The organism is Runella defluvii, from assembly GCF_014195535.1.
Lineage (GTDB): Bacteria > Bacteroidota > Bacteroidia > Cytophagales > Spirosomataceae > Runella > Runella defluvii.
Map to the genome: position 1 here is coordinate 197,517 of NZ_JACIBY010000007.1, position 25,346 is coordinate 222,862.

The 25,346-nt window shown below is 45.7% G+C and carries 16 protein-coding genes; 1 reads left to right on the top strand and 15 read right to left on the bottom strand.

Features of this window, described 5'->3' with window-relative positions; all coding sequences use genetic code 11:
- Position 1 precedes the first annotated feature (1 nt).
- The 8 genes from FHS57_RS17870 to FHS57_RS17905 form a co-directional block, all read right to left on the bottom strand.
- A complete protein-coding gene (locus tag FHS57_RS17870; protein WP_221225660.1) occupies positions 2 to 1,357 on the bottom strand; it encodes a polysaccharide pyruvyl transferase family protein in 1,356 nt (451 codons plus the stop codon).
- Positions 1,341 to 2,615, bottom strand: coding sequence for a polysaccharide pyruvyl transferase family protein (locus FHS57_RS17875; RefSeq protein ID WP_183976056.1), 1,275 nt, complete (start codon positions 2,613 to 2,615; stop codon positions 1,341 to 1,343). Before FHS57_RS17875 ends, FHS57_RS17870 begins: the two co-directional genes overlap by 17 nt.
- Positions 2,616 to 2,751: 136 nt before the next feature.
- Positions 2,752 to 4,449: a RagB/SusD family nutrient uptake outer membrane protein gene (locus FHS57_RS17880; RefSeq protein WP_183976057.1), complete on the bottom strand. Its 1,698-nt coding sequence runs from the start codon at positions 4,447 to 4,449 to the stop codon at positions 2,752 to 2,754.
- A 12-nt stretch (positions 4,450 to 4,461) separates the two neighbouring features.
- Positions 4,462 to 7,746, bottom strand: coding sequence for a SusC/RagA family TonB-linked outer membrane protein (locus FHS57_RS17885; RefSeq protein ID WP_229601381.1), 3,285 nt, complete (start codon positions 7,744 to 7,746; stop codon positions 4,462 to 4,464).
- Between the two features lie 192 nt (positions 7,747 to 7,938).
- Entirely contained in the window at positions 7,939 to 9,033 is a 1,095-nt protein-coding gene (locus FHS57_RS17890; RefSeq protein WP_183976059.1) for a FecR family protein, read from the bottom strand.
- Between the two features lie 21 nt (positions 9,034 to 9,054).
- Positions 9,055 to 9,666, bottom strand: coding sequence for an RNA polymerase sigma factor (locus FHS57_RS17895; RefSeq protein WP_183976061.1), 612 nt, complete (start codon positions 9,664 to 9,666; stop codon positions 9,055 to 9,057).
- A 366-nt stretch (positions 9,667 to 10,032) separates the two neighbouring features.
- Positions 10,033 to 10,446, bottom strand: a complete 414-nt coding sequence (locus FHS57_RS17900; RefSeq protein ID WP_221225661.1) for a putative toxin-antitoxin system toxin component, PIN family — start codon at positions 10,444 to 10,446, stop codon at positions 10,033 to 10,035.
- On the bottom strand, positions 10,439 to 10,684 hold the full coding sequence (locus FHS57_RS17905; protein ID WP_183976063.1) for a hypothetical protein: 246 nt from the start codon (positions 10,682 to 10,684) through the stop codon (positions 10,439 to 10,441). Before FHS57_RS17905 ends, FHS57_RS17900 begins: the two co-directional genes overlap by 8 nt.
- A 126-nt stretch (positions 10,685 to 10,810) precedes the next feature.
- On the opposite strand from FHS57_RS17905, the gene FHS57_RS17910 reads away from it, so the two are divergent.
- On the top strand, positions 10,811 to 12,847 hold the full coding sequence (locus FHS57_RS17910; RefSeq protein ID WP_183976081.1) for an alginate lyase family protein: 2,037 nt from the start codon (positions 10,811 to 10,813) through the stop codon (positions 12,845 to 12,847).
- Between the two features lie 13 nt (positions 12,848 to 12,860).
- Here FHS57_RS17910 and FHS57_RS17915 read toward each other — a convergent pair whose 3' ends face one another.
- From FHS57_RS17915 to FHS57_RS17945, 7 genes are all read right to left on the bottom strand, one after another.
- Positions 12,861 to 14,066 carry an exo-beta-N-acetylmuramidase NamZ family protein gene (locus FHS57_RS17915; RefSeq protein WP_183976083.1) on the bottom strand — a complete coding sequence of 402 codons (1,206 nt, stop codon included), beginning with the start codon at positions 14,064 to 14,066 and terminating at the stop codon, positions 12,861 to 12,863.
- Between the two features lie 111 nt (positions 14,067 to 14,177).
- Positions 14,178 to 16,664 carry a hypothetical protein gene (locus FHS57_RS17920; protein ID WP_183976085.1) on the bottom strand — a complete coding sequence of 829 codons (2,487 nt, stop codon included), beginning with the start codon at positions 16,662 to 16,664 and terminating at the stop codon, positions 14,178 to 14,180.
- 117 nt (positions 16,665 to 16,781) lie between these two features.
- Positions 16,782 to 18,494 carry a RagB/SusD family nutrient uptake outer membrane protein gene (locus tag FHS57_RS17925; protein WP_183976087.1) on the bottom strand — a complete coding sequence of 571 codons (1,713 nt, stop codon included), beginning with the start codon at positions 18,492 to 18,494 and terminating at the stop codon, positions 16,782 to 16,784.
- A 19-nt stretch (positions 18,495 to 18,513) separates the two neighbouring features.
- Positions 18,514 to 21,969 (bottom strand): SusC/RagA family TonB-linked outer membrane protein, encoded by a 3,456-nt coding sequence (locus FHS57_RS17930; RefSeq protein WP_183976089.1) that lies wholly within the window; start codon positions 21,967 to 21,969, stop codon positions 18,514 to 18,516.
- A 120-nt stretch (positions 21,970 to 22,089) separates the two neighbouring features.
- Positions 22,090 to 23,094 (bottom strand): FecR family protein, encoded by a 1,005-nt coding sequence (locus FHS57_RS17935; RefSeq protein ID WP_183976091.1) that lies wholly within the window; start codon positions 23,092 to 23,094, stop codon positions 22,090 to 22,092.
- 23 nt (positions 23,095 to 23,117) lie between these two features.
- Positions 23,118 to 23,669, bottom strand: coding sequence for an RNA polymerase sigma factor (locus tag FHS57_RS17940; RefSeq protein ID WP_229601382.1), 552 nt, complete (start codon positions 23,667 to 23,669; stop codon positions 23,118 to 23,120).
- A 162-nt stretch (positions 23,670 to 23,831) separates the two neighbouring features.
- Positions 23,832 to 25,340, bottom strand: a complete 1,509-nt coding sequence (locus tag FHS57_RS17945) for a family 16 glycosylhydrolase (protein WP_183976095.1) — start codon at positions 25,338 to 25,340, stop codon at positions 23,832 to 23,834.
- Positions 25,341 to 25,346 lie beyond the last annotated feature (6 nt).

Here is a 25,346-nt window from a genome sequence, read left to right on the forward strand (position 1 = left end):
TTTATTTCGCCAGTTTTTTTACGACTGACATGGTTTCTTTTTGTCGGTTGCGGACTACATCCATGGCTTTTTGGGCTTTGGCTTTGGCCGTTTTGTAGTCTTTGTAAATTGTTAAAACTGCTCCTGTAATATCGGATGCAGGCGCTTGGTCTATTTCAAATAGCCACTCAGGTACGCCAATGTCACGAAACATCCACCCTTTGCGACCGTGTTTGAGCGGACGGGCGTGAACCACAGGCACTCCCAACGCCAAGCCCATGATGAGCGAATGGGGCTCCATGCCAAACATCGTGTGTGCTCGGGCATACACCGACATGGCTTCGTCGGCACTCCAAAAGGTTTCGCGACATACGACTTTGGCCTTGATGCTATCGTCCAATTGGTCGTAGAGCATCGTTTTGGCGTATTTAGTTTCTTTCAAAGCCTCGGGAGCAATCAAGACTTTCATGCCCGTAGTCGTGACCCACTGATGGATTAAGTCTTTGACTTTGCCCAGTCGCAGCGCATCTTGTTGCTGCTGCTCGGGCGAGGGGGCGGGGTTCATCATATCGCCTTTCCCTGTGGCATTCAAATGCGGCGTATTGGTTCGTACTACTACCACCAAAAACTTCCCTTCTTCCAATCCAGCCTCACGTAGATAGGCAAGCCCCCTGGCTTCGTCCCGCACGTCTATTCCAAAACATCCATCGGGGCCAAATTCTATGATGGGCGTTTTGAACTGGTTCTCTTTCAAGAACTTGACCGACTCGGTATCACGACAATAGATAAAAGACGCACGGCTCAGTACATCCCTAAAAAGTGATAATGCAGGCGGCGCAAACTTGTCGAACGACTGCCCGTAAAGCCCAAAAGGAATGTTGTTTTCGAGGCAATAATAAAAGGGAGCAAGGTTGGACATGACTCCGGTCCATTCATAATTGAACAAACCATAGTTCATCGACATTCCTGAGTTATGAATATAGACGTCGGCTTGCTCGAATGCCGTTTTTAGTGCTCCTTGCAAACCTTCATCTTGGTTGAAAAAAGCCCCGTGAACGATTTTTACTTTCGGGAAATTTTTGACAATCAATGCTTCTGTAACGGGACGAGGTTGGGCGTGCCATAAAATAATTTGCGCTTCGGGAATGTATCTTTCCAACAAACGTAATGTGCCGGGCGTGTGACCAATGTCTCCAATGTTGTTGTCGTTCCACGACGAGCGGAGTAATATGGTGGGTGCCTTGGCCAATGGTATTCCGGGTACGCTCAGTTGTTCCCGTTGAGGCACTTGAAACGTAGTGGCTGCAAGGGTAGAAAGTTTAAGAAAGTCTCGACGGGAAGTAGGCATGGCGTTTTTCGGTTCAGGTTGTAAGGACATTCTTTTTCAAGACATTCATGGTTTGTTCTTGTCGCTGCTTCACAAAGGCTTGGGCTTTCTTTACCTTCATTTTAGCGGCTTTGGGGTTTTGAGCCATTGCGAGTACAGTGGGCACAATTTTGGCGACGTCGCTTGGGGTGTCCATGTCAAAGAGCCACTCGCCCAGCCCAATGTCTCGCCACATGTAGCCTTTGCTGGTTTGTTCGTCAAATCGACAAACAATGGCAGGGATTCCCTGCGCAATGCACATAATGGGCGAGTGCATTTCTAAACCAAACAAGCCTGCCGAACGAATGTACGTACTCACGGCTTCGTCGGTAAGCCAGTATTTATCTCGCCACACCACTCTCTTTTTGACATCCTCAGGAAGTGGGTCGTAGAGCATTTCTTTTCCAATCCGCATTTGAGTCGCATTTTCGGGTACGAGCAAGACTTTGAGCGGTGTTTGGCGTACCACGGCGATGATTGCCTCCCGAATGGGGGCGTTGTCCTGCTCTTTCATTTTTTCGTTGTGCGCGTGCTTGGCTTCGTTGATGGTTTGTTTTTTGGAAGGCAACTCCCACCAAGGCGAAAACCGTACTTGGGGAATTGCGCACAAAAACTTCCCCGTTTCGAGGCCGTGTTCCCGTAAAAAAGCATCAGCTGCTTGGTCGTCTCGGACATCCACCGCAAAGGCACCATCGGGACAAAATTCCATGATGGGGCAGTTGACTCCCTGTTTTTTGGCAAAATCCATGGATACCGAATCCCTGAAATAAGCAAAACGGGCTTGGGTCAAGATGTCTAAGTCGAGCGGAGTTACTTTTTGCCGATCTTCAGGAAAGCCATACACACCTGGAAACGTAATGCCATAAATGCCGTAAGGTTTGCCCGTTGTTTTTCGCCAACGCTCCACGTCTTGCTTTGCAACCAGCGAAGGCCCTGAGCCGTGCAGCAAAAAAACACATTCGCTGAATGCTTGTTGAATTTCTTCGGGAGTTTGGATAATGCGCAGTTTGGGAAAACGCTTTCGTAGCATTTCTTCCACGCCATTTTTGACATTAGAAGGCCATAGGCGTACTTCTACTTCGGGTAAATAGTGTTCTAAAAGCGTCAGCACGCCTGGTGTATGTGCAATGTCTCCAATGTTTTCGGTTTGCCACGACGAACGCAAAATAATTGATTTAGGTGCTGCCGCTGTAGCTTCTCCCAACGCCACGTGCAACGAAGCCGCCAACAGGGAGGTTTGTTTTAAAAAAGTACGTCTATTGAGTGTCATATTTATCTTGAGAATGGAAGTTTATCCCCGCAGAAACTCGCAGAAATTTAAAACCGCTGATTTTCGCTGAATTTCCTGCATCTGCGTCATTCTGTGGCCTTAAATCTGCGTTGGTCTGCGGGTAAAACTGAATGGGCTAATAACCAGGGTTTTGCTCAAATTTAGCTCCAGTATTGGCATCAATTACTTTTTGGGGAATAGGCCAATACTTGTTAAAATCTTGGATTGTTTTTCCCGATGATGGACCATTCGCCACCGATGGTTCGGAATTGTATTTTCTCACCCTGTCCACCAAACGTCCCATGCGAATCAAGGTGCGCAATCTGGGCTCTTCCACAATCAACTCCCGCGTTCTTTCGTCCAAAATAAAGTCTTCGGTTACTTTTGTTGCACTGATTAAGGTAGCTTTTGCCCTTGCTCGCACTACGTTGATGTCTTTGGCGGCATTTTCCAAATCCCCTTTTCTAAAATAAGCCTCCGCTCTCAGCAAATAGGTTTCAGCGACCCTCATGCGGCTAAAATCTTTGGAGGTATTGCCCGATAATATATCGTTATTGATGGAAGGCCCTTCGATTTTTCGATAGTAAGGGTAGTATTGGCGCAATGTATCAATGGCAATGGTTGTGAGCGTACCGTCGTTTCGAGCCAAAAATAGATTTCCATTGGCTGCTTTTTTGACAATAATCGGCTTACCAAAATACTCTTTATCCGCAGGGTTGTTATAGTAAAAAGTGCGTCGGATGTTATGAACGGAATTTCTCATGTCTTTGGGGTCTAATGCCCAGACATCATATTTGGCGTAATTGGTAGGACAATTAACCCCAATTCCCCTTCCGATGCTATCAGCTACCACATTCAAGACTCGATTTGGAGTTTGTAAGCGGTCATATTCGGGTCCCCAGTAACGAATGCTATTATTGGCCGAAGAAGTCGAAAAGCTCCCGCCTACGTTGGTACTTTCAAACTGCCAAGCCCACATCACCTCTTTGTTGCCCGCCGCGTAGTTGACTTGCCCATTGGCAAAAAGATCAGAAAAAACATCGCCAGCGCGCGAAGCTGCCGCGCCAAATCGCGCCGTCATGAGTTGATAATCACCCGCTTCTTTGTTAATTACTTTGCTGGCCGCCCCGATGGACTTATCGTAGAAGGAAGCATCTTTAGATTCCATACCCAGTGAGATATAAATTTCGCTCAACAGGTGAAACGCCGCCGCGCGGGGGATGCGGCCGTCTTTGACTTGCAACGGTAGTAAAGTGATGGCTTCTTCCAAATCTTTGGCCGCAAAATTGAGTACTTCAAGCCGAGAGTTTCTTACAAAATCAAATTTAGGTTCGGTGATTGTTTGCTTTACAATTGGCACACCCCCATAAATATTCGCCAAAAAATTGTACGTGTAGGCCCGAAAGAAAAGCGCCTGACCTTTGATGTTGTTAAGGTCTTCGGGCTTAATGCTGAGATTGGGGTTATTGAGGCCGTCCAAAACGGTATTGGCCCGTAAAATCATGGTTTTATACGCCCAATCCCAATACACAATGGTCGCATCTAAGTTGGGGTTAAGCAGACTGTAATCTTTATTCCCGCGCGAGTCGTTCCGTCCCCATTGGGTTTGGTCGGTTCCTACGGTCATGTACTCAAAATTGTTGGAAGCAATGATGTGTTCCTGACGTGCTCCTTCGTACAAACCTACCACGGCGGCATCGAACCCAGCCGTGTTGGTCAGTAAGTTTTCGGGACTAAACCGATCCAGAGGCACTTCCTTTAAAAAATCATCGTTGCAGGCGGTTGTAATGCCCAAAAGTGATAGAAGTAAGAATACTTTATATGTTGATTTCATTGTTCCTGAATTTTAGAATGACACGTTAATACCGCCAATAAATGTTTTAAGCAATGGGCCGTTTGTGCCTGGGTCACGGCCGCCGCCCCCAAACTCGGGATCCCATCCGTTCCATTTGGTCCACGTAAATAAGTTTTTGCCACTTACATACACTTGAAGATTGGCTATTTTCAGCTTCTTTGTCAGTGCGTCCGAAAAATTATAAGACAACGATACATCTTGCAGCCTTGCAAAGCTTCGGCTTTCGTAAAAACCATACCCGAGTGGATTACGATAGTTGATTCGGGGGTGAGTATTGATAGGGTTAGAGGGCGTCCAATAAGGCGTATTGAGGAAATTAGCTTGGTCAAAGAAATTAGAGCCAGGGTTGATGAGCGAGTTAGAACTGTAGCCGCCCTCTCTGATAGTGAGCGTAGAAGACAAACTAAACCTCTTGAAGTTGACGATATTGGTAATTCCTACATTAAAATTAGGTTGGTTGCTGTGCAATACGGCGCGGTCTAAGGGCGTAATTTTGCCATCGGGGACACCATTAGGGCCACTGATGTCCTTAAATTTTATGTCTCCTGCCTTGGAGCCCGGTATTAGCGAAAAATCATCTCCTTGCTGGAAAACTCCGTCAAATACGTAGTCGAAATTACTGCCCAACGGCTGCCCGATAAACCATCCACTGGCAATGTCATCGTCTTCTATGCCATCGTTGTTGATGTCTCTGCCCGTGAGCTGAACGATTTTGTTTCGGTTGAGTGAAAAAGCGAGGTTGGTATTCCATCCCCAGTCTCCTCTTTCAATATTTTTGGTTTTGAGGTCTAATTCAAAGCCTTTGTTTTTGGTTTTACCAATATTTCTCAAGAAAACCTCAAAACCGTTGGTATTCGGAATAGTTTGGTTGAGGAGTAGGTCAAACGTGTTGGAAACGTAAAAATTGAGGGAGGCCGAAATTCGGCTGGAAAATGCCTGAACGTCGGTGCCGATGTTGAAACTTTCGGTCGTTTCCCAACCCAAATTAGGATTGGCAAGCGTGGTAGGGACTAAACCGATTGATACGGGTTGCCCGTCTCCAAAAACATAATTTCGCTGACCAACTTGGCTCAAAGACGAGTACTCGCTCACGCCTCGGTTTCCGTTACGTCCCCACGATGCCCGCAGTTTTAAGAAGTCAATTTTTTTGACGTCTTTCATAAAACCTTCATCACTTACGTTCCAACTGAAAGCAACCGAGGGAAAAGTTCCGAATTTACGACCCTCTCCAAAGGCCGAAAATCCGTCTCTGCGTACACTCAAAGTAAAGAAGTATTTACTTTTCAACGAATACCCCAAGCGCGCCATGGAAGAGATTTGTCGGTTTTGAGTTGCGCCTACGTCAATGCTGTAGCCTTCGCCAATTTCCAATGAGTTGTAGCCCAAGGCATCGTTGAAAATATTTTGGCTTGACAAAAATGAAAACTGATTTGACAATTGATAAATGCCGTAAAGAACGGTTAAATCAAGACTGTGCTCTTGGGCAAATCTCCGCTGGTATTTAAGAATATTTTCTAAGGTAAAATTTTGAGTTTCTCCGTGTCTTTTAGAGCCAGAACCCAGTCGGTTGGTAGGGGCATAGGTAGGACTGTATGCGAATGTTTTGGAGTCGGTTCGGGTATAGCCTCCGTTGAGTTTGTAGGTCAACCCTTCTAACAAGGTTACATCGGCGTAGGCATTGGCAAATAGGATGTTAGTGATTGATTTGTTGGTGTTTAAGAGCGTTCCTAATAAGGGGTTGGCTACCAAGCCCCAGTTTTGTGGAAGAGGATTTGGCGAAACCCCGTCTTCTAAATATAAACTAGCAAAAGGGCTCAAATAAGAAGTTGGAACAAGGCTGGCCCTTACCCCTGAATTGTCTCTGGACGAATACCCAGAATTGATGCCCAATTTGAGCCAATCGGTAGCCTGTACGCCCAAGTTTAATCGGCTCGACAAACGGTTGAAATTATCGCCTCTGACGGGCGATTTAGAGTCGGTATAAGCTCCTGAAAAAAAGTAACTTAATCTATCCATTTTCCCTGAAACATTGAGCTCATAATTCGACATCGGAGCACTTTGTTTGATTTCCTGAAAAGGATTGATTGTTTTTCCCGCAGCAATGTTTGCTTGTTCAATCACCGAAAACGGTACACTTCCTCCTTCGGCTTCTTCGGCATCTTTGCGCGCAGCTAAGTATTGCTCGGGGGTGCGGTAATTAGGCAAAAAAGCATAATCTGACGCCCCCAAATAGGTAGTGAATGTAAACTTAGGCTTGCCTGATTTTCCTTTTTTTGTGGTAATCTCAATGACTCCGTTGGTTGCCAAAGAGCCATAAATGGCCGTCGAACTGGCATCTTTCAGAATGTCGATGGTCTCAATATCGTTGGGGTTGATGTCGGCCAAATTTCCTCCCGCGTAGATAATTCCGTCCAAGACAATCAGGGGAGAACTATTGGCTGAAATGGAGTTGATTCCTCGGATTCGGATCGTTCCTGCTTGTCCAGGGCGACCATTGTCAATGACTTGCACGCCCGCCGTTGTTCCTCTCAGGATTTGCGAAGCGTTGGTGTTGGGTTGCAATCGGGTGGCTTCCACGTCCACACTGGCGATGGCTCCCGTCAGGTCTTTCTTTTTCTGGGTTCCGTATCCCACCACCACCACTTCTTCGAGGGCTTTGGTGTCGGGTTTGAGGGATACGTTGAGGCTGGTTTGGTTACCAATGGCATATTCTTGAGAAATATATCCTACAAATGAAAAGACCAAGACTTCACTGTTGTTGGCAAGAACGATTCGGTATTTTCCTGAAGCATCGGTAGTGGTACCGCGCACGGTTCCTTTGATGATTACACTGACGCCTGGTAGGCCCATTCCGTTTTCGTCAGTAACTGTACCCGTGATGGCTTGGTCTAATTGTAGGTCGAACATAGTGGGCTGATTCTTAGGCTCTAACCCTTCGGGTGCGTTTCCCAAAACCCGACGCGTCAACACAATTTTGTTGGATCGGAGCACTTGGAAGTTGATTTGACGCGGGGTTAAAATTTGCTGCAACACCGACTCTAAGGTTTCGTCCTTGATGTCGAGGCTCAATTTTTCGTTGGTAGTGAGGACGCCTTTTTGGTAAGAAAATACGACATTGCTTTTTTGCTCAATGGTTTTGAGTACCGTTTTAAGTTCGGTATTTTTCAAATGGAGCGTAATTTTTTCTTGCAGTCGTTCTTGGCCAAAAGTGTTCTCCGCAAAACTGAGGGTAGTCAGCAGACAAACAAACAACAAGGGGGTGAGGGTGATTTTCATAAGATAGAAAATCTCTTTTCTGGTAAAGAAATTTGACATAATTTTGATTGTTTTTGTTTTGGAAAAGACAAAGCACGAACGCGCGGTGCTTCCTACACAACCGCAAGTTCAGTAAGGGAAAGATGTGACCGCATCTTTCCTCTTTTTTTGATTATTGGGACTATTTTTTTTGGGTTTACATACTGGTTGGGTTTAATGACATCCCTTTGACTCGATAATAATCTGAGCGTCAATCTCTTTGTAAGCGGCGCCGATGGTTTGGCAAATCACTTCAAGCTGGTCGTAGAGCGAATCATCGCTGATGGTGGTGGTGAGGATACAGTCGGAAAGCGTGTCTTCATTGTAGCGGATTTCGACGCCAAATAATTTCTCCAACTCTTTGAATACGTCGGCTACTTTCACTTCGTCAAACTGCCTTTTAACCAGCGTTTTTTGCGCCACAATGGGGATGGGTACTTCTACCAAGCTGCGATTTAGGAGCTCGTTGGCTCGGTTAAAAACCGCCTGTTGGTTGGGTAATAAAAGCAATCCTTTGGTTTCGGGGTCGGCGATGTCGATGCGGTTTTGTTTAAAAACCGATACCCGCCCCGTTTGGACTTTCACCGTTACTTGTTTGCTGTTTTCTAAGGCTGAGATGCGGAAACTCGTTCCCAGTACTCTGGTAATCAATTCGTTGGAATAAACATAAAATGGCTTGGCTGGATTTTTGGCTACTTCAAAGAAGGCTTCCCCACTCAGCACAACTTCGCGTTTTTTGGCTTCAAAATGTACTGGAAAACTCAAACGGCTCCCTTTTTCCAAGTACACTAACGTTCCATCTTCAAGGTGTATTTTCTGGGTGGTGGGGCCGTTGTTGACTACTTCCTGACGCGGGCTTTTTGCTTCAACCACTGCAATCAAATCTTGGTAATTGACTTGGTGAGCGGGTTGTTTCATGGTCCAAAGCCAAGCGGCACCTGCCACCAAGACCAAGCTTGCTGCCCATTTGAAAGCCCTTGTTTGCCAAAATCGCGGTAAGAAACTAACCTGTTTTTCTACGATTTCTTCCTCAGAAATGAGGGCGGTAATATTGTTCCAAATGGATTTTTGGTCAAGCGAAAGGGAAGTGGCTTCTTCCGCTTTTTGTACGGCCAAAATCAATTGTTTTGCTTGGGCAACTTCGTTTGCTTTGGCAGGATGTTGTTGCAGAAATTGTTGCCAAAAGACGTCTTCTTCCTGAAACAATACCCATCGGACAAACGAGTCGTCGTGTATAAAATCGTTGCGTTTAAATTGGTCATAGTTCATGATGTCGAAAACAAAAAATGGTTAGTTAATAAGGCGGGATAGTTGAAAAAAAAGCAGTATAAGTGGCTGTATTCCTTTGATAGTGAGGCGCAATACGCTGTATGCTTTGAAGAGTAAGTTACTGACCGACTGCTTACTAAGCCCCATGAGCTGGGTCATTTGGTCGAGGCTCATGCCGTGATAGAAACGCAAGTTGATGGCCTCCTGCTGACGCTGGCTTAGTTGTGAAATGGCTTTGGCAACGGCTTGCGTTTGATTGACTTGGGTTTCCTGCTCAATGGATTGCTGCTCGGACGAAAAAGCCACCAAAAAATCAAGAAAATCATTGATGTCTTCCGAGGTTTCAAGCAAGTCGTTGCGGGTGTTTCGGATGACTTGATGGCGCAAAGCCCGAAATAAATAAAACTTCACACTTTCTACGTCGGCAAGGTGCTGTCTGCGCCGCCACACATCCACAAAAACGTCTTGAATGGCGTCCTCAAGCTGTTGTTTATCAGTGCTTAACCGATAGCCATAATTGGCCAACACCTCAAAGTAGCGGTTGTACAATTGCTCAAAGGCGCGTACATCGCCTTTTTTGAACGCAATCCAGAGGGTGGTTTCGTCGGTATGGTTTGGATGATTTTTCTTCATGTTTTTGCAAACGCTTGGTTGTCTGCTTGGGATAGTTACATTTATTCTCAAACGAGTGATAAACGCCTCACAAGTACAGGTACAAGGTTCGCTAAAAAATACCCTTCGTTGAGAAATATTTTTTTGGGGGGGAGGAGAGAAGGTGGCAGCGGGCGAGGAGGAAGGGTTTTATTAGTTTTCTAAGCCACGCCTTTTGAGGTTAACTTATCGGATTAAAAAGCTCTATACCTTCGGCTTTGTTGGGTAAGTTGATGGTTATCTGGGGGATAATTACTGTTGGTTTTCTCCGTTAAATCTTTGCAAATTGAATATACCAATCCAAGAAACATGTCGAAATCAACGTGTTTGTAAAAATATTGTTCATTTTTACGATTTAGGCTGCCATTCTAAGAATTGACGAGGGGTCAGGATTTCAATATTTCGATAAGGGTTTAGTACCAATAAATCTTCATCGCCTGACACAATGATTTGGGCTTTCCCTGATACAGCTGTCTCTAAAAATTTGTTATCTTTTGAATCGCGGCAGTCGGTAATGACTTCCATAATATCTATCATTTCCACGGTTTCTAAATAGTGAACATAAAACTCTTGCCGCTCTTTAAAACTGACATATTTGTCAAATTTCTCACGGGTAAGAACATCTGCTAACTCATTGAGCGTTTTTTCGGAAGCCAATAAGTATCCAATCTCAACCGCTTTGTCAAAAGTATCTCGGCTAATTGATTTTTTGATTAGTGCTGCACTAATCAAAGTATTGGTGTCAAGAACAATCCTAATCACGCTCTTCGTCTATTTCAGCCAAAAGAGAGGCCAATGTTTCTTCAGTTAAGCCATTTATTTCGGCTTGGTCTGATAGTTTATCCATGGATAACAGTAATCGTTCTTTGGGATTCGGTTTGGAAGCGGTTTTTAATAGGTTCGTAATCAAAAAGTTGAGTTTTTTACGTTTTTGTTTATCTCGACGTAAATCAGCACCAACTTGGTCATCTACCTTTATTTTGAATGTTAATGTGGTCATCGCTTTTTTTTTACCCAAATATAACGATTTTACTAATAACTTACCACGCTGGCACGAAAGCCAAAGGTAGAAATGGCGAGCTATTGTCCTTACTGTTTTTAGGCAGCAATCAAAAAATATCCAACCATGCAACGTAGAAATACCCTGCTTTTTTCACTTTTATTTTTTCTATCCCTGAATCTTTTCGCTCAGAAATCTTGGCAAAAAATTGTGACGGTGGAGGATGTGTGTGAAAGTTATCCCAAAGAAATGCAACGGCTTTTGAGTCAGCTTGATTTGGAGACCAAAGGCTTGGAACAAACCCGTGAAGCATATCAAAAAGGAGACTTGGTAAATGCCTGCAAAGCCTTGTTGGCGTATTATAAAAATAATGGGAAAGTAGGTTTCCTACGCAAAACTCAGCCTGTTAAAGGCACAAAAACCGTCGCCAGCGCCGACACGATATTGAAGGATGTGTTTGTGGTGCAAAATGTAAAAGGAAAAGTGGTGTATGGTGCCGATGGTCACCGCGATTGGTACTACAAAGGTCCCAACAACGACCGTGAATGGGCGTGGCTTTCTAATCGTCATAGTCAAGTGTTGGAGGTGTTTGAGGCGTATTTTGACACAGGAAACCCAAAATATGCCCAGTACATTGATGGTTTTTTGCGGGATTTTATCATTAAAAGTTGGCCTTATCCTGCTGCCAAAGGAAGCGAATCTATCTGGCGTGGACTGGAAGTGGCGGCCAGGGCAAAGGCTTGGTCGAAGGTTTTTTACGGTTTAATCAACAGTGAATATCTATCGCCAGCTACTCAATTACTGATGCTGAGCAGCCTGCCTGACCACGCTCATTACAATCGAAATTTTCACGGAGGGAACAATTGGCTTACGATGGAAATCTCGGCTTTGGCAACGGTAGCGACCAATTTTTCTGAGTTTAAGTCGTCGAACGAATGGCTTGATTACTCCATTGCAACAATAGCCGAAAGCATGAAAGGGCAGGTCTATCCTGATGGAACTCAGACCGAACTAACCTCTCATTATCACAATGTTGCCTTGGATAATTTTGTGCTTTTCAAAGAGATTTGTGACCGTGCCAACAAGCCTTTACCCGATTTTTTCAACCAAACCATCGAAAACATGTATGGCTACATTGCCCACGCCATACGTCCTGATGGTTTTCGGATTTTAAACAACGACGGCGACCGAGGAAGTGACCGAGCAATCGTGCTGGAAGCTGCCCAAAAGTTCAATAAAAGTGATTGGGCGTACATTGCCTCCAACGGAAAAACGGGGTCGAAACCAACGGATGGCCCTTCTTATTTTTTCCCTTGGGCGGGGCAGCTCATTTCAAGAAGTGGCTATGATGCCCAGGCGCACTGGTCATTTTTTGACATTGGCCCTTGGGGAAGCGGTCACCAGCACAACGACAAGCTGCATCTGTCAGTTTCGGCTTATGGCCGCGATTTATTGGTGGATGCGGGACGCTTTGCCTACACGGGTGAAACGGCGGACAAATTTCGTCCCTACGCCAAAGGTAGCGAAGGACATAATCTTTTGTTGATAGACGGACACGGCCAAAAGCCAGGCCCGACGCACGCCAAAAGCCCGCTGGGGGATTCGTATTTTAAGCTGCACAAAGACTTTGATTACGCCGCCAATTCCATGAGTGATTTTATAGATTTGGAAGGCAAGGCCGAGCACAGAAGGGCGCTTTTTTACGTGAGAGGGGCGTTTTGGGTGGTGGTTGATCAAATCATAACCGATAAGCCAAGGCAAATTGAGGCGCTTTGGCATTGGCACCCTTCGTGTAATGTCGTCAAAGATAATACAACGGTAAAAACCCAAAATCAGCCTGGGAACTTGGCCATCGTTCCAGTTAGTTCACAGAAGTTTGACATTACGTTTATTAAAGGGCAGGAAAAACCGACGATTCAGGGATGGTACAGTCGGGAGTATAATTTATACGAGCCAAACACCATGAGTAAGTTCAGTACCACTATTCAAAGCAATGATACGTTGGTTTGGCTACTACTTCCCTCAGAAAAAGAAACGCCCAAGGTCAATGCCAAGATTTTAACCCAAAACGAAACTGAAATGAGCCTTGAAGTGAAAATGAAGGGAAAAACATGGCAGCTAACCATTCCCTACGCGGATAGCCGTGGTGCAAGGCTCAAATGAGAAAAATGACAAATTAATCTGGATATAAAAGATATTTTGCCCGAATCGCCTTGAATTTTTGCAATCCTGGCTCCCAGCTTTTTCTGATGTCGGCTTCCGACATTCCCGCGATGATTTGCTTTCTAAGTTGATCCGTCCCGATCCGTAAATCAAAGGGAGATACACCGTTGGCCCGTTCTTGCTGGAAGAAATTAGCTTTGTCAGGATAGGCATTGTAGAGTTCAATGACCCACGCTAAATTAAGCTGACGACTCTTGCGTAACGGGCTGATGTCATAGCCACGAAGGTCGAGTCCATAACAAACAGAATCTTTTTGATTGGGGCGTTCGCTCATTCCAGGAATGCTTACTGGTTTGTACGAAAACGAGTATTTACCTTTCAATGCGGGCGCTCCCAAAATAGTAAAGGGCATGTACGTCCCTCGTCCTTCGTTGATTGCTGTCCCTTCAAACATACATAAACTCGGAAAAAGTACCACCGCTTGCTGCGTATTTAAGTTGGGAGAGGGATTGATAGGCAGGTCATAAGGGGTCGTATGGTCGTAATTGGCCACTTTGATAACCTTAATTTTGCATGGTTCTTTTAGGTAGCCTTCGCCGTTGAGGTAGTGGGCAAATTCCCCGATGGTCATGCCATGGGTCATAGGCGTATAATGTATCCCAATGGCCGATTTATATTTATCTTCCGTCATGACGGGTCCATCCACAACATAGGCGTTTGGGTTTGGCCTGTCGAGAATCAGCAGTTCTTTGTTGTTTTCTGCACAAGCTTCCATCACATACTCAAGCGTATTGATGTTGGTATAATAGCGGCAGCCCACATCCTGAATATCAAACACCATTAAGTCGATATCTGCCAACTGTTCTTTGGTGGGTTTCTGGTTTTTGCCGTATAAAGAGATAATGGGTAAGCCCGTTTTTGCATCTTTTTCGTCGCTTACTACTGCTCCATTGCTGGCGTTGCCTCTAAAACCGTGCTCAGGGCCAAACACTTTTACAATCGTTACGCCGAGGCTCAATAAACTGTCCACACTGCTTTTTTTGCCAATAATAGAACTCTGATTGGCAACCAGCGCAATTCGTTTTCCTTTTAGATAAGGTACATATTTTTCAGTCTGGTCGGCTCCCGTAATAACTCCCCGCTTGTTGGATGATTGTGCAATACCTGTACAATTGGAGAGAGTCAGAAGGCTAAAAAAAAGGATGGAAGCAAGTCTCATTATTTTAGAGGGACTTTATTGTTAGTTTTTGTAGGATACGGTGCTAAGTTAGTAAATTTTGGTTAGTCTAGACCTATAAGGTTTTAAAAACCTTATAGGTCTGAAGGTGAGTTATTTATACGTCAACCAAGCCGTTGCTTCGCAGTTTTTGTTGGCCGAAAAACGAATCCATCGCGCTTGAAAACCAGTAGGGAAGGTGTAGTTGAAAGTTTCCCCCGTCTTCACGGTTACTTCTTTATAGTTCATCCAAGGGCCATGACCAATCGGTTCTACTTCTACCGTAAAGGTGACGGCTTCGCTACTTTTGTGGGAAAGTTGGAGGCTTTTTTTGTCATAGAAACCAATCAAATACGGGTCAGAAGGGGTATTGGCACGTACTTGACTGTTTTTCCACGGTCCACCTTGTCCTGTAGGTTTTCCCAATTTCCAAAGGTCGTCGATGGTGCCTGCCCAGACTTTGGCTTTGCCGTCGGTGGAGGCAATGATGTGGTTACTGTTGGGCGTTTGGGCGTCTAGGCCAGTCATCACAAACAACCCACGGTAAGAGGCGTAATCGTGAATCGTCAATGAGTGCGAAGCAACAGGACGAATTTTGGCAAAACCGTCGGCGTTTTCGGCGGGGAGTTCGTAAAAAGTGCCGTGTACGTTCATCAAGTCACGCTCAGTAGCCACTTCCCGACAAATCCGCAAGGAAGCACTGTTCGTTTTGGCGGTAAATGCTTCATTTCCTTTGGGCACACGCCAGCGGCGGCCTGAGTCATCTACAATCAATACCGAAGCCTCGTCCACACTGACCACGTCTTTGGGAATGGCAAATTCTTTACGAATAAACTGCGCCGTGGCAGCGTCTTCTTTACGGACGAGGTTAAGGGCGCTGTCGAGTTCATAATAGCCGTTTTCGCTAAATTGCCCATTCACAAAATCTCCTGCTAACATCCCCAACTGACGGCGGTTTTTACCCAAGCCGTACAAAAGCCCTGCTTTATAATTGTTGCTATTGATGCTGGTCAATCCGTCAAATGATTTGTCTTTGGCAACAGCAAAACGGCTTTCATCGGTGTAGTTGAAGTTGACTGTCGCAGTGGTATTTTTGTTGGTTTTTACCCGAATCCATTCACCTTGTTCGGTTGCGGAGAACGCAACTGACGCCGCTTGTCCCGCTTTTACGGTGACCGATTTGGCCGATTTCCAGCTCCCTTTTCCGTTCGTGTCGGTCTCAAACGTAAACGTCACGTCTTCGTTGCCCGCATTTTTTATCCACGCTATGCGCTGTTTCCAACCCGCAAACAAAAACGGGTCGGAAGCCACGTTTGCTTCTACCTTATCGTTGAGCCAAATCGCTCCTTGGGCAGTGTTAGGGCCTAATTGGTCGGGTAGATTGAAAGAGGTAAACCACAAATTAGAGTTCGACTGGCCAGGGCCTTCGATGTTTCCTTTGGTTTTGCGTTTGTTCAAAAACTCTTTTTGAGCTGAATCATCGCAGCCAAAAACGAGGCCATTTTGCCAGCGGGTGTAGTCGCCAATGACTTTCAAATACGCCGAACGTGGACGAATACCAGCGGTGTTTTTAGACGAAAATGTTTGAGGGAAACGCCAAAATAGCCCGTGCATGGTCATCAAATAATCAGGCTGCGTGGTGGTGCCAATGTCGCGGATGCGTGGCCATTCGGTATTCCAGCCGTGCGCACCGTCGTAGCTGTGGCTCGCTTTGGGAAGTCTGAAAAACGACCATTTTCCGCTGTCACGTACGGCCAAAAGTACCGAACGATGGTCCCAGCCCGTTGCCCAAATAGGGTCGGTTTCGGGGTTTTTGTTGCCATAAATTCCCCCAGGTCCCGTCACTTCCACAAACTGATTGCGACGCACGACTTTCCAATCTTTTCCATTCCATTCGGCCAGCACACCCGCCTCAATGTCAAACTGTTTGAGGGCCTGCGGGCCAGGTTCGCCGTTGTTGGAATACACCATCACGCCTTGTCCCGAGTACAAACCTTTTCCGTGTGCTCCAGGTAGCAACGTACCGTTGTGGTTGTTGGCGACGTCGTTGTCTTTTTTGGTTTTGACGTTGCCGTCTTGGTACAAAAGTTTTGATTCTAAGGTGTTTACATCCACTTCATAAAACCCTTCTTCCATCGTACCGTAGTAAATCTTGTGGGCGGGGTCGGTCAAGTGCCGTGCATTTCCCGTATGACGGCCAGGCATTTGGGTATAAGGTATGGTTCTGACCTTCCCGTTGTTGGCAATGGCATACGGGCCAATGAATAACTGATTGCTTTCGGCATGAATCATGCGATTGGCGGGTGTTCCACCGATGCTTTCCGAACGAATGGTTTTGTGCAAATCTGGCGTGATTTCGTAAAGTTTGTCCGAAGAGCCGTTGGGCAAGTGCGGCCCGTACGTAATGACCCAGAGCTTTCCAGCCCAAGGGACTACTGCGCCCGTGCCGCATTCGCCTTCGTTGTTATAATAAGCAAGGTGTGGATATATGCCGCTGATTTGTCGGAAAGATGTTTTGGGTTGGGCGTAAGAAGTCTGGGTGGTTAGTTTCAAGCCAATAATGACGCTTGTTACCAACCATTTTAATGGTATTTTATGCATGGTAAAATGAAGTTTAATCAAAAAATGAATAACGTTTCTACTTAACTAATTAAGCAGAACTAATCGAGACATTCCAAGTTTATCAAGTACTTATTTCTAAAACTTGGAATGTCTTACTTAATACCCGTCGTTTTGCTTCATGTTGGGGTTGATTTGGATTTCGGCGGTGGGGATAGGCCACAAATACTGGCGGTCGTTCCAAGTAGTAGGAACCAAGTTTTTGATAAGCCCCGTTTTTTCCATTTCGCTGAAATCAGGCGTGCCGTCTTCGTCAATTTTAGGTGTTCCAGGAAAAAACCAGAGATTTTTGTCAACCACTTTCGCGCGCAAGTCAACTGGGTCGAGCATTCCATAAATCGGACGATTGAGTACTTTGCCCGCAATGCGCCAACGCACGATGTCCATGTAGCGTAAACCCTCAAAAGCCAACTCCATGCGGCGTTCCATGCGAAGTTCGCGGCGCAATTCGGCTTGATTGGTGGTCGTAATAGCAGGGTAGGAGGCCGTGGCGGTAAGTGCTACTTTATAGGCCCTTGCCCGCACAGCGTTAATGGCGTCTAACACCGATTTGTCAATTTGATTTTGTTCAATTTTGGCTTCGGCGTACATCAACAGCACGTCGGCATAGCGGATGATGATTTGCTCAGGATCAATCAATCGGCCATTGAGCAACCACGAATCGTCAACGCCTTTTTTCCAAACCAAACCGTTGAATGACGCAAATTGCGCATTAGCACGGTTATCGTTGTTGGTCACTTTGGTGTTGGTGCTGATACGTGTCACTTGTAGGGTATTGGGGTGGGGATCATAAATAAATCCTAAGTGGGGTTGACCAAACTCTACGATGGTGGCCGTGCAACGTGGGTCGCGATTTTTGAAGGGGTTACGTGGGTCATAAAGCGGCGATTTGTCAATTGTTTTACCGTCTGTACACAAATACGAACAAAACAAATCCCATGAAGGGTTGGCTGCGGCAAAGCCCCCCGAAGTACGACTGATAATATCGGAAGTCGGCCCTGTAGTTACTTTCAATTCCAATGAACGAGGAATGGAGAAAATGATTTCTTTGGAGTTTTTGGTACTCTGCAAAAACAAATTGGGATAGTCCGAATGTAACACGTATTGGTTCAAATCGATGCACGCTTTGGCGGCGTCGCTGGCCGTTTTGTAATCTTTTTCATAAAGCGCAAAACGCGCTTTCAGAGCCATTGCGACACCTTTTGTAGCACGCTTTACTGCCGAGGTAGCATAACTCGTGGGTAAATTGGCAATGGCAAAATCAAAGTCTTCGTAGATTTTGGTCATCACCGTTTTTTTGTCGGTACGGCCTTTGGTATAGGCCTCTTCAATACTGACAACGTTGTCGCTGTAAACCACATCACCAAACTTATTGACCAACTTAGCATACTGCCCTGCCCGATGAAGCCGAGCTTCTGCTAAATAAACATCTAATTTTGCCTGACTTACTTTAGCCTTGGTTTCGGCGCTATTTAAGGCTACAATCGCTCTATTTGCCCTAGCTATGGCCTTATAAGAGTTGCGCCAAAGCGTAGTCGAAAAAGCCCATTGGCTCGTCACTGTGCCAGATTTGATGGGCGTAAGGGTTTGACGATAAAAACCATCATCCGAAAGATAATTGATACCAGTACCGTCTTCGTCCCACTGCCAAAAATCAATGCGATAGAGGTCGTTGAGGGCTAGTTGGATTTCGGTTTCGTTAGAGTACCATTTTTCGGCGGAGGGTTCAGCCAACGGATAAAGGTCGAGGGAGTTTTGGCAGGAAGCTAACAATAGAAAGCTGAGAGCTGCGATATATATGTTCTTTTTCATTGAAAGTCAAAGGATTACATTAAAAGCCAATGGTAAAGCCACCCAACACGGTTGTTACGATTCCCATTCCTTCTGGATCCCAACCTTTGGGGTATTTGTTGAGTGAAAATACGTCGGTAGCATTGAGATACACCCGAATGTTGTTCGAGAGAATTTTGCGCGAAATCCGTTGTGGAATGGTGTAACCCAACGTGATGTTTTTCAAACGGAAATAGCCTCCATTAAACAACCAAAAATCCGACATGGCGCGGTTCAAGCCCTTGTTGGTTTCGGTAAATCTTGGGTATTTGGCGACAAGGTTTTGGTCGGCAGTATTGTTCATACTCCAAGTGCTTCCGTCCAAATACACAGGAAAGACACCCCAGTTTTCGGCGTTGTAGTCCGTGTAGGACAACAGTGAGGTATTTTGGTAGCCAATGCCCTGAAAAGTTACTCCCAAATCAAATCCGTTGTAGTCTAACTTAAAATTTCCACCGTACATCCACTGAGGTTGTGAATTGCCCAATAAAACACGGTCATACTCTGGCGAAATTTTGCCATCAGGGACGCCATTAGGGCCGCTGATGTCGGTGTATTTCATGTCACCAACTTTGACGTTTGCGTTGATTTTGGGAGAATTATTGACGTCTTCTTGGGTTTGGTAAATTCCTTCTGAACGGTAGCCGTACCACTCGTCAAACTGGCTTCCTAACCTTCGGATGCGGTCGCCAATAAACTCAGTTCCGCCCAAATCGCCCATGACAGATTTAAACTGCGATAGGTTGAAAGAAGCTGAGTAACGTAGTTTGCCGATGTTGTCGCTCCAGCCTAAATCCAAATCAATGCCTTTGGTAGTCATGGTGCCTGTATTTTGGTTAGGGTTTTCAAATCCTACAAACATCGGAATCTGCAAGGCCAACAACATGTCTTTGGTTTGCTTGTAATAGGCATCGGCCGTGAAGCGCAAACGATTTTTTAGAAAATAAGCATCCAAGCCAACGTCGGTAGATGCGGTCTTTTCCCACGAAATATCCTGAATGGCGTATTGCACTTGGGCGGCGGTTTGCTGAGCTACCGCTACGTTGTTTTGATAAAAAAGTGCATTACTAAAGTTCATGATACCCACCGATGGATAGTTTCCAATACGCTCGTTACCAAGATTTCCCCACGATGCCCGCAGTTTCAAAAACGACATCACGTTTTGTCTTTTGAAGAAATCCTCTTCGCTTACTACCCAGCCTGCCGACACCGACGGAAATGTACCCCAACGGTAGTTGGCATTGAAACGCGACGACCCGTCACGGCGCACATTGGCCTGAATCAGATATTTATCTTTGAAACTATAGGTCAAACGGCCGAAATAAGAGCGATAGGCCGTTTCAAAGGCTGACCCGAAGTTATCTCTTAACGCAGCGGGGCCTTGGTTGAGATAAGGATAGGTGTCAAACAAATATTGGTCGCGCGAAGCCCCCATCGACTCGCCTTTGAAATAGTAGTTTTCGTAACCTGCCAACGCCGTAAAGTCGTGGTTACCAATAGTTTTTAGGTAATTGCCCAAAAACTGGGTTGTCACACTAAAATTAGTCGTGCGGTTTTCGTCCAAACGTGTCGTAAGACCACCTCCAATTAGCGATACCAAATATTGGTTGGGGTCGTTGGCGGCATAGACATCTACTTGGCGATTAAAGCGTTTTTGAACATTAAAATCAAAAATAGGCGCAATGATTCCCGATATTTTCAGTCCTTCAATGGGTTTAATATCAAGGGCAAGTCGTCCACCAATTTGATTGTAATTGATTCGGTCAGTGCCACCATATTTAATCTTAGCATACACGTTTTCACCTGCTTTTCCATCAGCAATGCGGCCATCTGCCCAGACTGCTGGATAAATAGGAGATGAGATCAGAATGCGCTGCAAAGGAGTTGCCACCGAAGGGTTACTTCGGGTATCAATTCCAATGTTTCCAAAATCTGTTGGGCTGGTGTTTGCGGTTGGGTCGAGCGTGTTCGTTCTTTTGAAGTTAAAATCAACCGTTCCTCCAATGAGCTTATTGATGGTAAAGTCGTTGTTGGAACGGACAAAAATCCGATTGTAGTTTTTGTTGTCGTAAAAACCGCCCACTTTCTCAAAACGAACCGATGCGTTTGATTTTACAAATTTTGAACCTCCTACGATGCTGATGCTGTGGGCTTCTCTAGGGGCTACTTTGTTGAGGGTCAAGGTCATCCAATCGGTGTCGGGGTATCGATTAGGGTCAGACAAGTGTTTTTGGTTGTAATCCGTCAACAAATCTTGGCTAAAAGTCGGGAAGCGGTTTGCGCCGTTGCCCGCATCGTTCCAGCGGAGTTCGTTGACAAGCTCCATGTAGCGCTGCGCCCGCATGTAGTCGGGGAGCTGAGTGGGGGTATCAAACCCATTTTCGTAGCTGTATTGAATAGAAGCTTGGTCGGTTTTGGCCCGTTTGGTCGTAATCAAAATCACCCCTGCTGCTGCTCGCGAGCCGTAAATAGAGGCCGACGCCGCATCTTTCAATACAGTAAGGTTCTCGATATCATTGGGGTTTACTTGGTTAACATCACTCACAGGTACACCATCGACAATCACCAGTGGGTCAGAACTACCAATCGTCGTAATCCCCCGAATCCGAATCGTGGCGCCGCCCATCGCACCATTGGCACCACTTCGCGACACCATCACGCCCGACATCGCCCCCTGCAGTGCTTGTGCTACCTGCGTTTCTTTGCGCTCCTTAAACATCTCCGAATTGATGGTGGACACGGCACCCGTGAGGTCTTTTTTCTTTTGAACGCCATAACCTACCACCACCACTTCTTCCAGCGATTTGGTGTCAGGCTTGAGCGAAATAGTCAAAGAAGTCTGATTGGCGACATTTATTTCTTGACTCAAATAACCGACAAATGAGAAAACGAGGATGATGTTGTCGTCGGGAATCGAGAGACGATAATTGCCATTGACATCGGTATTGGTGCCACGCTGCGTACCTTTTACCAAAATACTTACCCCAGGTAGCCCTACACCTTTTTCGTCCGAAACGGTCCCCGTGATATTTCTATCGACATTGCGGAATAATTCAAGGCTTGAGGCGTCGCCGTTTGGGAGTACTTCTTTTTCGTTTTTTACTTTTTTTAGCAAAATCCGATTTTCAATCACTTCGTACGTGACTTCGATGGGCTTCAAAATTTGGTCCAATACGGTCGAAAGACGGCGGTTGTTGAGACTCACAGAAAGGCGCTGGGTTGACTTGATTTTGGTGCTATACACAAACTTAACGTTTGCTTGCTTTTCAATGTCGCTCAAAATTCTACTTAACTCAAGCTGCTCCCCCGCGACGGAAATGGTGCGGTTGAGCACCTCTTGGGCACGTGTATCGTGTGCGATTGCCATACCACTGCACAACACGATTAGCAACAATTGTGATAAGGTAATTTTCATGAGATTCCACCAGATTTTGGGAATTGGTAACGGTTTTTGCATACATTTACTTGTTTTTTGATTGGATAAATTGGAAAACTAGCCCCTCCCACAGATTGGCGTTTGTAGAGGGTTTTACTCTTGGCCGAAAATGTTCGCTGCATTTTCGGCCGCTTTTTTTAGTTAGCAACCGTCTCCATAAATGAAGACCACCGTGCCACGTTTTTCGTAAGTGGCGTCAATGGATTTGCAGATAAGTTCGAGTTGGGTAAACATCGAAAGCCCGTTGAGGTCGGCAGTGATGTGACAATCCTTGGCGTTGGGATTGGCAATCACAAACTCTAGCCCGTACCGTAAAGAGAGGGAGTGGAGGACGTTCTCCAACGAGGTTTCTTTAAACACCAAAGGAAGATTCACTACCTCTGGTGCAGCAATTGGAACAGGGTTTTCAACAATGCCTGGGACAATGTTTTTGGAGGTAACGTCATAGAGCACCTTTTGATTTTGGGTTAAAATAACGCCATTTTTCTCCGCTTTCTGGTTGGGCTTTTCGGTATAAACCGACACTTTGCCCGTCGTTACCGATACTTCGATGGTGTTTGATTTTTCGTGGTGACTTACCCAAAAGCTCGTTCCCAATACCTCGGTCGTCAGCTCTCCCGCGTGTACCACAAAGGGTTTGGTAACGTTGCGTTTTACCTTGAAAAAGGCTTGCCCTTTCAAATAAACGGTGCGTTTGGTTTGGTTGAACGTTTTGTCATACACGATGCTGCTGTTTTGTTTGAGGAGCACAATCGTACCGTCTTCGAGGCGTACTTCTTGCTCGTGCGTGGTCGTGTTTTTTACTTCAATACCCTTATTTTCGGCTTGTGTTGTAAGGGCTTGTAAAGCGGTGTTTGAGGTTGTGGGTTCGTTGGCATTCCACCAAATGAAGCCCATCACCAAACAAGCCGCCGCGGCCGAAACCCACGTCCAAGGCATTTGTAGGAGGCGAGCGCTAGGGCGGATATGCCCGTGGATACGTTGCCAAAGGCGTTTTTCAAGCGTATTGCGCTGGTTTTCTGCTAGATTGGTTGGGTATGAAGAAGGCTGCTGCCGAAGCCATTGCTCCAAAAACCGCTCCTCCTCTTCGGTAGTTTTCCCTTCAAGGTAGCGCTTTGATAGCTCGTTAAATTCTTGTTGAGTCATCTTTATAGGGGTGTGTTTATAGCCTAGTTGTTGGATTGATACGATTTTAGGTTCTCTTTCAAGAACTTGAGTGATTTGGTGATGTGGTACTCGACCGCTTTTTCACTCAGGTTGAGGCCATGGGCGATTTCTTTCACCGACTGATTCTCAAAACGGCTTCTCTTGAAAACCTCCGCGCTTTTTTCGGGCAAAAGATTGAGCACTTTGTCCACTGCTTCGGCCAATTCTACGTAATTGACGATTTCGTCGGTGGTATAATTTTGGTGGATTTCCTGAAAAATGAGGTACTCTTGGTATTTTCGGTAGTTTACTTGCGACTTGATGTAATCATATACCTGATTTTTGATGGCAATGGTCAGGTACAAATCCAGATGGCGAATGACTACCTCGGAGCGGCGATTCCAGATAGTTAGAAATACCTCCTGTACCAGCTCCTCGGCCTCTTCCCGCACTCCTGTTTGGTGGTAAGCAATGCCGTAGAGTTTGTACCAGTACCGACGGTAGATTTCTTCAAAAGCAGGAATCTTGCCTTCTCGTAAAAACTCCACCAGCCGCTCGTCATCCCATTGCTTCATTGTCATTGTTGTGTGATTTACCAGTACAGTAGAGGAAAGGGAACAAATCCCTAAATAATTTTAAAAAATAATTGAATTATCTTGTTTTGAGCCAGCAGAGCCATAAAAACAAAAAAGGAGGTCACGTTCTGTAACCTCCTTCGGAAAAACAATCGGGTGGGTTTATTGATAAACGCGCACAAAATCCACTTCCATCGAAGCAGGGAAAACGCTTTCATCAACCCCCTTTGCACCGCCCCAATTGCCACCAACGGCTAAGTTGAGCAACAAATAGTGGGGTTTGTCAAAAGGCCATTCGTTGACCGTTTTGTGTTCGTTGGGAATACTCAAATAAACAACGCCATCCAACAAGAAATCCATCTTCTCGGGTGTCCAGTCCACGGCATACACGTGAAACTCGTTATAAGGGTTTTTGATGAAAATCTTCTTCGATTTCTGCGTTCCTTTGACGTGGTTGTAGGCTTGAGTGTGAATCGTCCCGACGAGCGTATCGGGGTCGTAGCCAACGTGCTCCATGATGTCGATTTCTCCGCATTTGGGCCAGCCGACTTCTTTAATGTCTTTGCCAAGCATCCAAATCGCGGGCCAAGTTCCTCGTCCTTTCGGTAATTTCGCCCGAACTTCAATTCTGCCGTACGTCCATTCCCCTTTGTCGCGCGTAACCAAACGAGCGGAGGTGAATTTGCGATTTTCCATTGCCTCTGGACGGGCTGTAATGGTTAAGATGCCCTTCCGAACGACGGCGTTGTTGGTGTCTTCCTTCGTATAATATTGCAGTTCGTTGTTTCCCCAACCATTTCCTCCGACGTCGTAGCCCCATTTTTTTGAATCAGGTAAACCCGTATAATTAAACTCATCACCACCTACCAGCTTGCGTTTGGTTTTGGCAAAATAGGCATCGTGTTGCAGCCCTTTTTCGGGTTCATCGGTCGTAAGGAAATCAATGTTTCTACCTAAAAAATAATCCATGAGCAAGGTATCGTTGACCGTCCAAGCGTTCGTAACAATGCCCTCTTTTTTCGCTTCATCCAGCCATTGTTCATCCCGTTGAAAAACACTAAAATGATAATCTGCCCCGCCAATGTTGTCGGCTTTCAACTGTGCTGCAGAAATGTTACCATTGAGGTATTGAAGTTTGGCGTCTTTGTCGAGCTCGCGTACTTTTTTCAAAATATCATAATCAAAGCTGATGTAAACAATCCACTTTTGAGCCTTCATTTTGCGCACCATTTGCACCACTTTTTCGGCCAAAAGCACCGCCCGTTCTTTGCCCGCAGGCGACGGTTTGATTTCGGTAACGAGCATGGTTTTTTTCTGCTTTTTGCCTTCTTTTAAGTACTCCTCCAGCGTAGGTAGTAGTTCGCCGTTTTTGAGCGGTTTTTTACGCAGTTCGGCAAAATCGGTTTGTTCGATGTCCATGCCTTCGTGGTGCGCGTCGTGGTTGATGACCAAGACGTCATCTTTGGTCATCCGCACGTCAAATTCAGAGCCTACGCATCCCAAGCGAACGGCTGCTTGCAGGGAAGCGATGGAGTTTTGAGGAACGCCCGTTTTTTTCCACGCTCCTCGGTGTGCCACGATTTTGTTGTTGTGAAACTGCTGCGCACTACTTAATTGAGTGCTTAAAAGTAGGATTGTGAAAAGGGAAATCAGATGGATTTTTGGAGTCATGATGAA